The sequence below is a fragment of the Streptomyces sp. NPDC059477 genome, assembly GCF_042749375.1.
Lineage (GTDB): Bacteria > Actinomycetota > Actinomycetes > Streptomycetales > Streptomycetaceae > Streptomyces.
Map to the genome: position 1 here is coordinate 1 of NZ_JBHYUG010000142.1, position 14,625 is coordinate 14,625.

At 72.8% G+C, this 14,625-nt stretch carries 13 protein-coding genes; 9 read left to right on the forward strand and 4 right to left on the reverse strand.

Annotated elements, in window-relative coordinates:
* The first annotated feature begins 233 nt into the window (after positions 1-233).
* The 3 genes from ACFXAZ_RS37635 (at position 234) to ACFXAZ_RS37645 (ending at position 2,956) form a co-directional block, all read left to right on the forward strand.
* Positions 234-2,138 (forward strand): MFS transporter, encoded by a 1,905-nt coding sequence (locus ACFXAZ_RS37635; RefSeq protein ID WP_384600945.1) that lies wholly within the window; start codon positions 234-236, stop codon positions 2,136-2,138.
* A 131-nt stretch (positions 2,139-2,269) separates the two neighbouring features.
* The gene (locus tag ACFXAZ_RS37640; RefSeq protein WP_384600948.1) at positions 2,270-2,662 is read left to right on the forward strand and encodes a hypothetical protein; all 393 of its coding nucleotides are present in this window, start codon (positions 2,270-2,272) and stop codon (positions 2,660-2,662) included.
* A gap of 108 nt (positions 2,663-2,770) precedes the next feature.
* The gene (locus tag ACFXAZ_RS37645; protein WP_384600950.1) at positions 2,771-2,956 is read left to right on the forward strand and encodes a hypothetical protein; all 186 of its coding nucleotides are present in this window, start codon (positions 2,771-2,773) and stop codon (positions 2,954-2,956) included.
* Between the two features lie 7 nt (positions 2,957-2,963).
* Here the strand turns inward: ACFXAZ_RS37645 and ACFXAZ_RS37650 are convergent, their stop codons facing one another.
* Entirely contained in the window at positions 2,964-4,079 is a 1,116-nt protein-coding gene (locus ACFXAZ_RS37650) for an ADP-ribosylglycohydrolase family protein (RefSeq protein ID WP_384600953.1), read from the reverse strand.
* A gap of 365 nt (positions 4,080-4,444) precedes the next feature.
* Here ACFXAZ_RS37650 and ACFXAZ_RS37655 point away from each other — a divergent pair, with 365 nt between their 5' ends.
* On the forward strand, positions 4,445-5,023 hold the full coding sequence (locus ACFXAZ_RS37655) for a DUF2165 domain-containing protein (protein ID WP_384600956.1): 579 nt from the start codon (positions 4,445-4,447) through the stop codon (positions 5,021-5,023).
* Here ACFXAZ_RS37655 and ACFXAZ_RS37660 read toward each other — a convergent pair.
* The gene (locus tag ACFXAZ_RS37660; protein WP_384600958.1) at positions 5,007-5,576 is read right to left on the reverse strand and encodes a hypothetical protein; all 570 of its coding nucleotides are present in this window, start codon (positions 5,574-5,576) and stop codon (positions 5,007-5,009) included. The two genes, ACFXAZ_RS37655 and ACFXAZ_RS37660, sit on opposite strands and share 17 nt — an antisense overlap.
* 268 nt (positions 5,577-5,844) lie before the next feature.
* Complete coding sequence (locus tag ACFXAZ_RS37665) at positions 5,845-8,424, reverse strand: bifunctional FO biosynthesis protein CofGH (RefSeq protein WP_384600961.1); 2,580 nt, start codon at positions 8,422-8,424, stop codon at positions 5,845-5,847.
* 318 nt (positions 8,425-8,742) lie between these two features.
* Here ACFXAZ_RS37665 and ACFXAZ_RS37670 point away from each other — a divergent pair, with 318 nt between their 5' ends.
* On the forward strand, positions 8,743-9,282 hold the full coding sequence (locus ACFXAZ_RS37670) for an ATP-binding protein (protein ID WP_384600964.1): 540 nt from the start codon (positions 8,743-8,745) through the stop codon (positions 9,280-9,282).
* On the forward strand, positions 9,279-9,455 hold the full coding sequence (locus tag ACFXAZ_RS37675; protein ID WP_384600966.1) for a hypothetical protein: 177 nt from the start codon (positions 9,279-9,281) through the stop codon (positions 9,453-9,455). The genes ACFXAZ_RS37670 and ACFXAZ_RS37675 overlap by 4 nt, the downstream gene beginning before the upstream one ends.
* Before the next feature lie 24 nt (positions 9,456-9,479).
* Here ACFXAZ_RS37675 and ACFXAZ_RS37680 read toward each other — a convergent pair whose 3' ends face one another.
* Positions 9,480-10,313, reverse strand: a complete 834-nt coding sequence (locus tag ACFXAZ_RS37680) for an endonuclease/exonuclease/phosphatase family protein (RefSeq protein ID WP_384600968.1) — start codon at positions 10,311-10,313, stop codon at positions 9,480-9,482.
* Positions 10,314-10,449: 136 nt separating this feature from the next.
* Here ACFXAZ_RS37680 and ACFXAZ_RS37685 point away from each other — a divergent pair, with 136 nt between their 5' ends.
* The 3 genes from ACFXAZ_RS37685 (at position 10,450) to ACFXAZ_RS37695 (ending at position 14,579) form a co-directional block, all read left to right on the forward strand.
* The gene (locus ACFXAZ_RS37685; protein WP_384600971.1) at positions 10,450-10,866 is read left to right on the forward strand and encodes a nitroreductase/quinone reductase family protein; all 417 of its coding nucleotides are present in this window, start codon (positions 10,450-10,452) and stop codon (positions 10,864-10,866) included.
* A 296-nt stretch (positions 10,867-11,162) separates the two neighbouring features.
* Positions 11,163-14,168 carry a BTAD domain-containing putative transcriptional regulator gene (locus ACFXAZ_RS37690; protein WP_384600974.1) on the forward strand — a complete coding sequence of 1,002 codons (3,006 nt, stop codon included), beginning with the start codon at positions 11,163-11,165 and terminating at the stop codon, positions 14,166-14,168.
* Between the two features lie 219 nt (positions 14,169-14,387).
* On the forward strand, positions 14,388-14,579 hold the full coding sequence (locus ACFXAZ_RS37695) for a hypothetical protein (RefSeq protein ID WP_384600978.1): 192 nt from the start codon (positions 14,388-14,390) through the stop codon (positions 14,577-14,579).
* The last annotated feature ends 46 nt before the right edge of the window (positions 14,580-14,625 follow it).

A 14,625-nucleotide genomic window follows, 5' to 3' on the forward strand; every position in this document is an offset into this window, starting at 1 on the left:
CCCCGCAACCCCCGCTTCGGCGCCCCCGGGTGGGCTCACCGGCGGCGGCTGACCCACCCCCCGGTGCCGGCGCACAACCCCCCGTGGGGGCCCCCCCCCCCCGGGCCCCCCCGGCGGGGTCTCTGCTAGCGTCGCGAATCGGGACAGGTCGGCGGTCGCGGCAACGGCGCCGTGGCGCGGGGACGAACGAGGCGCGGCCGGGAGCGGAAGACGGGACACGGGGAGTGCCTCAGGTGGCCACAGCGGAGCCGACACGCGCCGACGGCGGCATGAGCGACGAGACGGCCACAGGGGTCGGTACCGGTACGGACCCCTCGGCCCGGCCGCGAATAGGGCGTTCCGCCGCGGGCCTCCCCTCCGGGGGCGGCGACAGGGGCGCCCGTCCCCGTCGGCTCGCCGCCCTGCGGGAGCGGCTGCTGAGGCATCCGGTGCTGTTCTCCACCGTCCTCGCGGGTGTCCTGCACGTCGTCTGGTTCTTCACGTTCGCCAACAGTGGCGGCGATCTCGCGGCGCAGGACGCGTGGGCGGAGTTCGCCGGGCGGTATCCGGACTCGGCGTACAACCTCGCCTGGTACGGCGGGATGCATCCGGTGTCGTACAGCGCGGTGTCGCCGTATCTGATGTCGGTGCTCGGGGTGCGGACCACGATGATGATCGCCGGGACGGTCTCGGCGGCGCTGCTCGCGCTGATCCTGGTGCGGGTCAGGGCGGTGCGCAATCCGCTGTGGGCGTCGCTGGCGGGGGTGTTCGCGCTGCTGTGCAACGCGGCGTCGGGGCGGGTGACGTTCGGGCTGGGCATGATGTTCGCGCTGGGCGCGGTCGCGGCGGTGTTCTGCTGGCCGTACCGCTGGCGTCGTAAGCGCTGGGTGAAGGCGCTGGTCGCGGCGCCGCTGGCCGCGCTGGCGACCATGTCCTCGCCGGTCGCGGGGCTGTTCGTGGGGCTGGTGGCGGCGGCGCTGTTCCTCCAGAAGCGGCGGCCGGGCGCCTATGTGCTGGGGCTGCCGCCGGTCGCGGTGGTGGCGGCGTCGGCGTGGGCGTTCCCGTTCTCCGGCACCCAGCCGATGTCGTTCGCCTCGGGGATCCTGCCGTTCCTCTTCGCCGCGATCGTGTACTTCGCGGTGCCGCCCGCCTGGCAGACCGTACGGATCACGTCGGCCGTGTACGCGCTGTCGGTGCTGCTGGTGTGGCTGGTCAGTTCGCAGATCGGGTCGAACATCACGCGGCTGCCGATGCTGTTCGCGGGGGTGGCGCTGGCGGCGGCGGTGCCGTTCACGGTGCCGCGCTCGCGCAAGTGGTACGCGCTGGTCGTCGCGGCGACCGGGTTCACGGTGTGGATCGGCGTGAAGACGGTCGAGGACGTCGTGCACACCACCCCGGCGGCGTCCTGGGCGCGCGAGCTGGCGCCGCTGGTGAACGAGCTCCAGCAGGTCGGCGCCGAGAAGGGCCGGGTCGAGGTGGTCCCGGCCCGCTCGCACCGCGAGGCGTCCGCGCTGGCCCCGTACGTGAACCTGGCCCGGGGCTGGAACCGGCAGGCCGACATGGAGCGCAACCCGCTCTTCTACGACGACACCCTGAACTCGGCGAACTATCACGAGTGGCTCAAGCGCTGGTCCGTGCGGTACGTGGTGCTGCCCAAGGACGAGCCGGACGGCGACGGCGCGGAGCGGGAACGGGAGCTGGTGCAGCGCGGGATGCCCTATCTGACGCAGATCTGGGGCGACGCCAACTGGCAGCTGTTCGAGGTGAGCGATCCGGTGCCGCTGGCCGATCCGCCGGCCACCGTGGAGCGGGCCGGGCAGGACGGCTGGACGATCGAGGTGAGCCGGCCGGGCGAGGTGCTGGTGCGGGTGCCGTACTCGCCGTGGCTGGGGCTGGTGGACGCCGACGGCAAGGGTGTGGAGCCGCCGCAGGAGACGGAGGCGTCCAAAAACCGGCCGGAGGGCACGCCGAAGACGTACGACAACGTCAACGGCTGTGTGATGGAGGCGGCCGAGGACGCGCAGGGCGACAAGTGGACGGTGCTGCTGGCACCGGAGGCCGGGACGTACCGGCTGGGGGCGCCCTACCAGCTGCCGCGCGGGACGCAGTGCCCGGAGGAACTGCGGGAGGGCGTGGCGCTGGGCCCGGACGTGCAGTGATCCGCTCGACGTACGTCATCCCGGGTCGCCGGGCAGCGGAAAGGGGCCCAGGACGGTGACCGGGGCGGCCGGCCACCCTCAGCTATTCTCAGTTTCTCTCACATTCGCTCACCCATGCGTACACTGGCGGCATGAGCAACAGCATTCCGGTGGACGACGCCACCTACTCCCAGGTAATCCTCCTCGCCCGCGCATGGAACGTGGCCCCCGGGGAGGCCGTACGCAGGCTTGTCGAGCACTTTCAGCAGCCGGAACCGTCCCCCCGCGCCGCCAGCGAGGACGAGCCGGGGGTGGCCGTGCACGCCGTCTACAACGGCGAGCGCGCCGAGGGCCGTTACGACCCGGTCACCCAGGCCCTCACGGTCATTGAAGGCCCCGGCACCGGCCACTACCGGACCCCCAGCGGCGCGGCCAGCGCCGTATTGCAGGCCGTGAACCCGCGGGTCAAGCCCAATCGGAACGGCTGGGGCTTCTGGACCGTCACGGAGACCGGCGCGCTTCTCCAGACACTGCGCCGCCACTAGCCGCTCTGCCGGACGCCCACCGCGACGCTACTCCATGCTCACTTGACTCACACTGTGAGCATGCTCTATGGTTGAGGTCCACTGAGGCCCATGGAGAAGGAGCCATCCGTGCATCACAACTCTGACCCCCTGCTCACCCTGCGCTCCGCCGTGATCTTGCTGCTGGGCGCGCTCGCCGCTCTGGGCGCGGGGATCCTGACCGCTTGGGGTGGGTACGCGCCCCCACTGGCAGTGTTCAGCGGCGCCTGCGCATTCGTTCCGGGCGTCATGTTCTTTCACTCCACGATCGGCTAGCGGGCGGTCAGGCGCCCCGGGGGTAGCGGGCCAGCCATGCCGGGGCCGCGCCTGTGGGGCCGTGGAGGGAGGGGCCCTGGGTCATCTCCATGGCGAAGTCGTCGGCGAGTTCCAGGAGGGTGGGGCGGCCCTCCAGTTCGGCCAGCCAGGCCGGGGGGAGGGCCGTTTCGCCGTGCAGGGCGCCCAGGAGGCCGCCGGTGAGGGCGGCCGTCGCGGCCGAGGGGCCGTCCTGGTTGGTGGCCAGGCGCAGGCTCTGGCGTACGTCCTCGCCGACCAGCGCGCAGTACAGCGCGGCGGAGAGGGACGACTCGGCGGTGCCGTCCCCGGTCAGCTCGGTGACCCGGGCCGGGGTCGGGATGCCCTGGCGTACCGCGCCCAGGGCCAGTTGCAGGGCGGCCGAGACCGGCTGGTGCCCGGGGCGGGCCGACAGCAGGGACAGCGCCCGCTGGATCGCTCCGTCCAGGGTGTCGCCCCGGGCCAGCGCGTGCACGACCACCGCGTACGCGCCCGCCGAGAGGTACGCCACCGGGTCGCCGTGCGTCTGGGCCGCGCACTCCACCGCCAGCTGGACCACCAACTGGGGCTCCCAGCCGACCAGCAGACCGAAGGGCGCCGAGCGGGCCGCCGCCTCGGGGCCCGTCGCGGCCGGGTTCTTCGGCGCCTCCAGGGTGCCCATCGTCTCGTCGCCCAGGCCCAGCAGCAGGGCGCGGGTCGGGGCGCGGCGGGCGTACAGCCACTCCTCGCGGGCCAGCCAGCCGTCCTCCGCGCGGCGCTCGTCCGGGCCCCAGTCGCGCTGGGTGGCCGCCCAGCGGAGGTAGGCGCGGTGCAGGTCGGTGGGCGGGTGCCAGGCGCCGGTGTCGCGGCGGACCTGGGCGCGTATCAGACCGTCCACGCTGAAGAGCGTGAGCTGGGTCAGATGGGTCACCGCGCCCCGGCGACCGTAGGCGGGGGCCAGATCGCTCACGCCCTCCGCCCCGTACGCGGCACGGATCTCGTCCAGGGCGAGCCGGTCCACGGGCGCCCCGAGCGCGTCGCCGACGGCCACGCCGAGGAGGGTGCCGCGCACCCGGCTGCGGAAATCCTGCTGCTCGGTACGGCCCCACACGGCACCGGACCCGGACATGGGGCCGGAGGCCGGGCCGCCAGCGTGACCGGACGTCGGCCCGGCAGCGTGACCGGACATCGGGCCGGCAGCGTGACCGGTCGCCGATCCGGTCGCCGATCCGGTCCTTGTGCCGGGCGCGGCACCCGTCGTCGTGTCCACTCAGACCCCCTTCGCCCGACCGTCCCGGCCTACGACAGCTCAGCACTGTATTCGACGGGCCAGGGTCGGATCGGGGTCGGAACGCTATGCGGAGAGTGAGTGGTCGGTGACGATCGCGCAGTGTTTGCGGGGGTGCGTACAGGAACCGGCCGGGCGTACGCGGGGCGCGGGCGGAGGGGGCATTGCGGGTGTGCCACCGCCCGGCCCCTGGAAAGATCCGTGTCATGACCACTTCCACCCCCCGTTCCCCTTCCCCGTCCGGTTCCTCCTCCGGTTCCTCTTCCTCCTCCTCCGGTTCCGGTCCCGATTCACTCTCCGGGTTCCCCGGGCTCGCGCTCGCCGCGCTGCTGCTCACCGGCACCCTCGCCCTCTACACCGCCTTCGTCGCCTTCGGGAACATCACCGACTTCGGGACGAACCAGCAGTTCGTCCGGCATGTGCTGGCCATGGACACCACCTTCGGGGACGAGGACCTGATGTGGCGGGCCATCACCAGCAGGGGTGTGCAGGACGCCGCCTATGTCGCGATCGTCGTGTGGGAGACCGTCGCCGCCCTGGTGCTGATCGCCGGGACCTGGTTCTGGGCGCGGCGCGACACCGTACGGGCGCGACGCTGGTCGACGTACGGGCTGCTGATGCTGATGCTGCTGTTCGGGGCCGGGTTCATCGCGATCGGCGGTGAGTGGTTCGCCATGTGGCAGTCCGAGGACTGGAACGGGCTGGACGCGGCGACCCGGGTGTTCCTGATGAGCGGGGTCGTGCTGCTGGTCAACCAGTTGCCGGGCGCTACTCGACGACCGTGACCGTCGTCCCCGCCGTGCCGAAGGTCCACAGCGCCGCGCTGTCGGCCGACTTCATCCGGATACCGCCGGTCTGCGCGCCCGCGGCGGCCGGCGGGGGCGAGGAGCCGTCCAGCGCGCTGGAGAAGCCGATGTTCACCCCGGACTTGGCGGCGAAGTACACGATGTTCTCGATCTCCACGCCGTCGGATCCGGTGGTCGCCTCGTTGCGGTCACCGACCGTGTAGCTGCCCGGGTCGGGGTCGACCGTGCCCGGCCAGACGGTGAAGGTACGGCGGGTCGCGTCACTGGCGTCGACCAGCCAGACGCGGCGGTCGCCGAGCGCGTACACGATCCGCCGTCCGCTGCCGGAGCCGTCCGGCACCCGGACGGAGGCCGGTTCGCTCGGCCCCGGCGTCGCGCTCGCGCTCGCGGACGCGGAGGGGCTGGGCCCGCTCGCGGCGGCGACGGGGCGCGGCCCTTCAGCGGCCTGGCCGGCCAGCGCCCCGACGGCCACGACAGCGCCCGCGGTCAGCCCGGTGATCCAGATCCACGAGGGCAGCCGACGAGCAGACACGGCACCCAACTCCTCAGTCTCCGGCGGACTCCGGCCCCGGCCGCCCTCGACGTCCTGGGCGGCAGCAGGGTCGGATCATCGTACTGTGCGTGACGGATGCCCTGGGACGCCATGATCCGGGGGGATCGGTACGCCGTCGTCGGTGACGTCCTCCGGCGCCGGGACGTGACCCGCGCCCCCGGTGTCCCCTGCGCCTCCGTGTCCCCCGTACCTCCTGCACCCCCGATACCCCCGATACCCCCTATACCCCCTGTGTCCCTCGCGTCCCTTAGTCCAGCACCGGCAGCAGTTCCGGAAGGTGGCCGTCCGAATCGCGGGCCGTCCGCTGCCGTTCTTCCGGTACCTCGCCGTACAGGGTGGTGCGGGGGCGGGACGGGCGGCCCGCGGCCTCGGCGACGGCGATCAGGTCCTTGACCGACTTGTAGGAGCCGTAGGAGGAGCCCGCCATCCGGGAGATGGTCTCCTCCATGAGCGTGCCGCCCAGGTCGTTGGCGCCGGAGCGGAGCATCTCGGCGGCGCCGTCCGTGCCCAGTTTGACCCAGCTGGTCTGGATGTTGGGGATCCAGGGGTGGAGCAGGAGACGGGCCATGGCGGTCACCGCGCGGTTGTCGCGCAGGGTGGGGCCGGGGCGGGCGATCCCGGCGAGGTAGACGGGCGCGTTGGTGTGGATGAAGGGGAGGGTGACGAACTCCGTGAAGCCGCCGGTGCGCTGCTGGATGCCGGCCAGGGTGCGCAGATGGCCGAGCCAGTGCCGGGGCTGGTCGACATGGCCGTACATCATGGTGGAGGAGGAGCGCAGGCCCAGTTCGTGGGCCGTGGTGATGACCTCGATCCAGGTGGCGGCGGGGAGTTTGCCCTTGGTGAGGATCCAGCGGACCTCGTCGTCCAGGATCTCGGCCGCCGTGCCGGGGATCGAGTCGAGGCCGGACTCCTTGGCGGCGGTGAGCCATTCGCGGATGGACAGGCCGGTGCGGGTGGCGCCGTTGACGACCTCCATGGGCGAGAAGGCGTGGACGTGCATGCCGGGCACGCGCTCCTTGACCGCCTTCGCGATGTCGAAGTAGGCGGTGCCGGGCAGGTCGGGGTGGATGCCGCCCTGCATGCACACCTCGACCGCGCCCAGGTCCCACGCCTGTTCGGCGCGGTCGGCGACCTGGTCCAGGGAGAGGGTGTAGGCGTCGGCGTCGGTGCGGCGCTGGGCGAAGGCGCAGAAACGGCAGCCGGTGTAGCAGACGTTGGTGAAGTTGATGTTGCGGGTGACGATGTACGTCACCTCGTCGCCGACCGCCGTTTTGCGCACGTCGTCGGCGATCGCGCACAGCGCGTCCAGCGCCGGGCCGTCGGCGTGCAGCAGGGCGAGCGCCTCGTCGTCGGTGAGCCTGGTGGGGTCGTCGGCGGCGGTGGCGAGGGCGGAGCGTACGTCGGTGTCGATGCGGGAGGGGACCATGCCGGGGGCGGCGGCCTCGCGCAGGGCGCCCCAGTCGCCGTAGACGACGTCGAAGTCCTCGCGGCGGTCGCCGGTCCGGCCCTCGGTGTCGATCGTGGTGTGCAGATCGGTGCGGCCGGTGGCGGTGAAGACCTCATCGGGCTCCTGCCAGGGGTGGCCCTCGACGGTCGCGTCCGGGCGGGCGAGTCCGGTGGCCGGGTCGGCGAGGGCGGCGACGTGCGGGCGCAGCCGGGGGTCCAGCCAGGGTTCGCCGCGGGTGACGAACTCGGGGTAGACGCAGAGACGTTCCCGCAGGGTGAAACCGGCGGCCTCGGAACGCTCGGCGAGTTCCTCGATCTGCGGCCAGGGGCGCTCGGGGTTGACATGGTCGATGGTGAGCGGGGAGACGCCGCCCCAGTCGTCGATACCGGCGCCGATGAGCCGCTCGTACTCGGCGTCGACGAGGTTCGGCGGCGCCTGGAGGCAGGCGCTCGGGCCCATGATGTGCCGGGCGACGGCGATGGTGGCGACGAGTTCGTCGAGTTCCGCGTCCGGCATGCCGCGCATCGCGGTGTCGGGTTTGGCGCGGAAGTTCTGGATGATCAGTTCCTGGATGCCGTGGTAGGTCCGGGCGACCTTGCGCAGCGCGAACAGCGACTCGGCGCGCTCCTCGTAGGTCTCGCCGATGCCGATGAGGAGCCCGGAGGTGAAGGGGACCGAGGAGCGCCCCGCGTCCTCCAGGACCCGTAGCCGTACGGCGGGTTCCTTGTCCGGGGAGCCGTGGTGGGGGCCGCCGGGCTCGGACCACAGCCGGGTCGCGGTGGTCTCCAGCATCATGCCCATGGAGGGCGCGACGGGCTTGAGCCGCTGGAAGTCGGTCCAGCTCATGACGCCCGGGTTGAGGTGGGGCAGCAGCCCGGTCTCCTCCAGGATCCGGATGGAGATCGCCCGCACATAGGCGATGGTGTCGTCATAGCCGTGCGCGTCGAGCCACTCGCGCGCCTCGGGCCAGCGGTCCTCGGGCTTGTCCCCGAGGGTGATGAGGGCTTCCTTGCAGCCGAGGGCCGCGCCCTTGCGGGCGATGTCCAGCACCTCGTCCGGCGACATGAACATCCCGTGCCCGGCGCGGCGCAGCTTGCCCGGGACGGTGACGAAGGTGCAGTAGTGGCATTTGTCCCGGCACAGCCGGGTGAGGGGGATGAAGACGCTCTTCGAGTACGTGATGACGCCGGGGCGGCCATGCGCTTCGAGGCCCGCGTCCCGGACCCGGGCGGCGGACGCGGTGAGGTCGTCCAGGGCGGCGCCGCGCGCCTGGAGCAGCGTCGCCGCCTCCGCGATGTCCAGGGCGACGCCGTCACGGGCGCGTTTGAGGGCGCGACGCAGGGAGTTCTCGGTGGGTCCGGGGGTCGCGGGTGTCGTCATTCTTCGAGCATACGAGTGGGCTCCGCCGGGCTGAGGGGGGTCCGGGGGCCTAAAGGGGGGTGAGTGGGTGCGGGGTCGTCGCTGCCGGCCTTCTGGGCCGGGTACTCAGGGCCAGTGGGTGCGCGGGTCAGCCGGGGCGCCTGGCGAACTCCACGAGCCCGGCGAAGCCTTCACGGGTCAGGTGGGTTCCTTGTGGGCGAGGGCCGTTTCCTCCCTCAAAGTGGACGCCGAGATGTGGGTGATCCTCTTCCATGACGGCGGACAGTGGAATCGATGGCCGGTCCGGGGGCGGTGCGCATGGTGATCCAGGCGCGGTAGGTGTTCTCACCTGCCTGCTGGGCGAGGCTCTCCCAGCCCTTGGCCGAGGCCGCGTCGGCGAAGCGGACCTCCCCGTGGCCGTCGGGTGCCGGGGGCGCGGCGCGGGCCACCGGCACCACCGAGCCCGGCGTGACGTATCGGGACCGCGAGACTCTGCCGCTCGTGGCGGTCCGGCTGCGCATGACCGATGGGAGGCTGCTGGTCGAGGTCTACGACACCAGCCGCGTCCTGCCCAAGATGCGGACGCCCGAGTCGGATGCCGAGGACGGGCGTGGCCTGCCCTTGGTGACCCTGTTGAGCGAACGCTGGGACTCGTACCACCACCCCTCGGGCGGCAAGGTCGTGTACGCGGTGATGCCTCTTGTGCCTCCGCCGGTGAAGGTCGTGGAAGCTGAGGCGGAGTCATGCCCGGAGCCGTTGCCGGGCCGGGTCTTAAATCCTCGCGGGGAGTTCCGGGTTGGCCCCGACGTCGCGCTACTGACCCGACTTGAGCATCTGTTGGCGCTCACGCTGAGCCGCCTCGTGGCGCTCGGTCCGTGACGGCACGTCGCCGCCCCGGAGGTCAGTGGTGTCCGGGGCGGCGAAGGGCGATCACCGTATGGCAGCAGGCGGGCGCCCCCGATCAGACCGCCTTCGGCATGACCGTGACCGAAGAAGAGCAGATCGTCTGGCTCGGCAGCCCTGACGGACCGCACTGGCGCCTGCTGGCCTGAACGTCGGCCTCCCCCATAGCCGGCCTAATCGTCCGCCTCGCCCGGACCCGCGAGGTCCGCCACCACCGCCGTGTGGTCCGACGCCCACACCCCCTCCACCGGGCCGTCCACCGCGCGGCGCACCGCACGGACCCGGCCCAGGCCGTCGGGGCCGGGTGGGCCGACGTGGATGTAGTCGACGCGGGCGGGTGGGAAGCCGCCCGGGGCGACGTACGGATTCGCCGGGTCCCAGGTGGCCCAGGGGGCGCCCGGGTCGGCGTACTGCCAGGCGTCGTAGAAGGTCTGGCCGGGGACCGGCGGGGCGGTCACCCGGCCGCCGAAGAGACGGATCTCGTCGGAGTCGGGGAAGGCGTTGAAATCGCCGGTGATGACGGGCGGGAAGGGGGTGTCCCCACGGTGGGCGCGCACGAACTCCGCCAGCGCTGTCACCTGGCCCACCCGGACGGCTGAGCCGTACGACGCCGAGGTGAGGTGAGTGGTGAAGAACGGGACCTCGTACGAGGGGGTCGCGAGCCGCGTGTAGAGGGCCAGGCGGCCGTCGTCCAGGTCGGCGGGGGCGTTCAGGGGGAGCGTGGCCTGCTCCAGGACCGGCCAGCGGCTGAGGACCGCGACGCCCATGCCGACCCCCGGGTCACCGATCCGCCGCTGCCAGCGCTCGGGCGCGTGCGAGGGGGCGTACACGGCGTGCAGGCCGAGTTCGCCGGCCAGCCATTCGGCGAGGTTGCCGTCGTCGGCGTCCCAGACCTCCTGGAGTCCCACGACATCCGGGCGCAGGTCCCGTAACCCGCCCAGGATCGCCTTCTGGCGGGCCTCCCAGGGCCCGAACCGCCACCACAGATTCCAGGTCATGACCCGCATGCCCGCAGCCACCCGCTCTCAGCCACCCGTACCGGCGACCATTGAAGCAAGAGACGTGGGTACACGTGGGTGTGACGGACCGTACGTCCATCCATGCGTGGCCGACCATTCATATCGACGTCAGGAGTTCGTCGCCATGGCCCAGGCATCGCCTTCTCCGTCCCGGCTCGCCGAACTCAGGTTCCGCGCCATCACCACACTTCAGCGCCGGGTGGTGAATCCGCTCACGCGCCGGATGCCCGGTCAGATCCTGCTGGAGACCACGGGCCGGGTCTCCGGCCTGCCGCGCCGGACCCCGGTGGGCGGACGCCGGGTCGGGGACGTGTTCTGGCTCGTCTCCGAGTTCGGCGAGCGGTCCCAGTACGTGCGTAACATCCACGCCGATCCGCGCGTCCGGGTCCGGCTGCGGGGGCGGTGGCACACGGGCACGGCGCATGTCCTGCCGGACGACGACCCGGTGGCGCGGCTGCGGACACTGCCTCGGGGGAACAGTGCGGCGGTGCGGGTGGTGGGGGTGTCGTTGCTCACGGTGCGGGTGGAGCTGGAGGGGTGAGGGCCGGGGGAACCGTCATGGGCCATGTGATCGGCTCCAGCTCTCCAGGGGTGCCCATGACGGCCTGAACCGACACGCGGGCACGGTGACGTTGATCTGACGGAGCGTTACTTATGTGGCTATGCCGGTCAAGTGACCGTCCGGTCGGGGCAGAGGTCGTAAATGGGGCGAAGACGATGTGAGGGACTTGTGATGTAGCGCGTGCCGGGTTGTGAGCGCCGTCTCTCACGACTGACGTTTCCGTGCCGCGCAAGGCAAACTGACAGGGGTGTTCAGGATGTCTAGGGGGACGGGCGATGGACGGGGTACCGCCGCGGGTGCCGGCACAGCGGCGTCCGGACACGGGTGAGGCGGACACGGCGGGGGAGGCGGCGGGCGCCGAAGGCCCCGCCGACTCGGGCGGGCCCGGCGGCGGGCTGCGGTTCGGGGTGCTCGGGCCGGTGCGGGCCTGGCGGGGTGAGGAGCCGCTGGCCACCGGGTCGCCCCAGCAGCGGGCGCTGCTGGCCGCGCTGTTGCTGCGCGAGGGCCGTACCGCGACCGCGGCCGAGCTGATCGACGCGCTGTGGGGCGATGATCCTCCGTCGCAGGCGCTCGCCGCGCTGCGCACCTACGCCTCACGGCTGCGCAAGGTGCTCGATCCAGGGGTACTGGTCAGTGAGTCCGGCGGCTACGCGATCCGCCGGATCGGCGCGGGCACCCTGGATCTGACGGTGGCCCAGGAGCTGGCGGCACAGGCCGAGAAGGCGCGCGGCGCCGGGGATCTGCCCCATGCGCGGGACGCCCTCGGCCGGGCGCTGGCGCTGTGGGACGGCGAGCCGCTGGCGGGCGTGCCGGGACCCTACGCGGACGCCCAGCGGGTGCGGCTGGAGGAGTGGCGGCTGCAACTCCTCGAATCCCGCCTCGACATGGACCTGGAGCAGGGCTGCCACGCGGAGGCGGTCTCCGAACTGACCGCGCTGACCGCCGCCCACCCCCTGCGGGAGCGGCTGCGCGAACTGCTGATGCTGGCGCTGTACCGCAGCGGACGGCAGGCGGAGGCCCTCGCGGTGTACGCGGACACGCGCCGCCTGCTGCGCGAGGAGCTGGGCGTCGATCCGCGCGCCGGGCTGCGGGAGTTGCAGGAGCGGATCCTGCGCGCCGACCCGGCGCTCGCCGAGCCGTCGGCGCCGGTGGCCGGTCCGGCGACGGCCCCGGTGCGCCCGGCACAACTGCCCGCGACGGTACCGGACTTCACCGGCCGGGCCGGCTTCGTACAGGAACTGAGCCAGGTGCTGTCCGCGGCGGAGGGCCGGGTGATGGCGCTGTCGGCCGTCGCCGGGATCGGCGGGGTGGGCAAGACGACACTGGCGGTGCACGTGGCCCACCGGTCCCGGTCCGCCTTCCCGGATGGGCAGTTGTACATCGACCTCCAGGGCGCGGGCCCGCGCGCCGCCGAGCCGGAGGCGGTGCTGGGCGCCTTCCTGCGCGCGCTCGGCACGCAGGACGCGGCGATCCCGGACACCCTGGAGGAGCGGGCGGCGCTGTACCGCTCGGTCCTCGACGGGCGGCGGGTGCTGGTGCTGCTGGACAACGCGCGGGACGCGGCGCAGGTCAGACCGCTGCTGCCGGGCACGGAGGGCTGTGCGGCGCTGGTCACCTCCCGGGTGCGGATGGTGGATCTGGCGGGCGCGCATCTGGTGGACCTGGACGTGATGTCCCCCGAGGAGGCCCTCGCCCTGTTCACGAAGATCGTGGGCGAGGAGCGGGTCCGCTCGGAGCGGGAGGCGGCGCTGGACGTGGTGGGGGCGTGCGGTTTCCTGCCGCTGGCGATCCGGATCGCCGCGTCCCGGCTCGCGGCCCGCCGCACCTGGACGGTCTCGGTCCTCGCGGCCAAGCTCGCGGACGAGCGCCGCCGCCTGGACGAACTCCGGGCGGGCGACCTGGCGGTGAAGGCCACCTTCGAACTCGGCTACGGCCAGCTCGAACCGGCCCAGGCCCGCGCCTTCTGCCTGCTCGGCCTGGCCGACGGCCCCGACATCTCGCTGGCCGCCGCGGCAGCGGTCCTGGACCTGCCGCCCGAGGACACCGAGGACCTCCTGGAGTCCCTGGTGGACACGTCCCTCCTGGAGTCGGCGGCCCCCGCCCGCTACCGCTTCCACGATCTCGTACGGCTGTACGCGCGGGACTGCGCCGAGCGGGGCGAGCAGCCGCCCGCCGAGCGGGAGCGGGCGATGTCGCGGGTGCTGGACTTCTATCTGGCGACGGCGGCGCGGATCTACGCCATGGAGCGGCCCGGCGACCGGCTGGTGGACCACCTCGAACCCACCGTGTACGACGGGCTGTGCTTCACGTCGGCCAACGCCGCCCTGGACTGGCTGTACACCGAGGGCGAGTGCCTGCTCGCCGCTGTCCGGCAGTCGGTCACCACGGACCGGCTGCGGCGCGGGGTCGATCTGCTGTGGGCGGCCAAGGACCTGGCCGAGTCGGGGGCCAACGCCCGTCAGTACGAGGCGGCGGCCGTCGCGGCGTGCGAGGCCGCACGGGCCGCCGGGGATCCACGGGCGGAGGGCCGGGCGCGCACCACGCTCACCAACGCGCTGCTGGTCTCCGGCCGGATCCAGCAGGCCGCCGAACAGGCGCGGCTCGCCATGGAACGGGCGGTACGGGCCCAGGATCCCGCCGCGGCCAGCTGGGCGGCGAACGACCGCGGGCTGACCTCGATGCACGAGGGGCGGTTCCGGGACGCCGAGGTCTTCTTCGAGGAGGCGATCCGCGGCTACCGGGGGTGGGACAACCGGGCCGGGGAGGCCACGACACTGTTCAACCTGTCCCGGGCCCACCTCGCGCTGGACGATGTCTCCAGGGCCGTGGAGATCGCCCGGTCCGGGCTCGCCGTGATGTCCGGGCTCGGCCGGACCATGCGGCTCGCCAACGGGCACTACGCGCTGGGGATGGCGCTGGCCAAGGCGGGCCGGACCACGGACGCGCTCGCCCAGTTCGGCGACGCCGTGACCATCTTCGTCCACCACCGCCAGCGTCTGTGGGCGGGCACCACCCATTTCCGGATCGCCCAGACCCACCTGGCCGCCCGGCGTCCGGCGCAGGCCGCGCAGCACGCCGAGCAGTCCCTGGCCCTCGGCTGCATCGGCGGCGACCGGATACGCGGCAGGGTCCACACCCTCCTGGGGCGGGCCCTGGCCTCCCTCGGCCAGCTGGACCGCGCCCAGGTCTGCTGGCGGGAGGCGCTGCGGCTGTTCGAGGAGAACGGGGTGGCGGAGGCCGCCGACGTGCGGGCCCTGCTCACCCCGACGGCAGCGGCCTGAACAGGCCGTTCACCGCGTTCGTACGGGCGTTCAGCATTCGTTTATCGCGCCCGGACATCCTCGTATCAGTCACGCCGTCGCGTCGGGGGGCAGGCGGCCTGACGGGGAGCCAACCCGCGTCACAGGTGCGGCTCCGAACGTCCGTCCGGCAGCCCTCGGGGGAGTTTCCGGGCGGACGTTCGTCACTTTGCCCTCGTTCTTGAAGGGGAGTACGAAGCGATGAGCGAGCAGCAGACCACCACCACGCCCGAGACCGACCCGGTGCCCGTTCCGCCCGTGGCGGACGAGACGACCGCCGCGTCGGACCAGCGGCTGCCGTCGCCGGCCAAGGCGGAGGAACCGCCGATCATCAAGGACAACCAGTACCCGTCGCCGCCGTCCAACCTGGACCTGACCCGCGACGGGAAGTAGACCACCGCCTAGGCGGGAACGGCCGCGGCGGCGCGGAGGGGGCGCC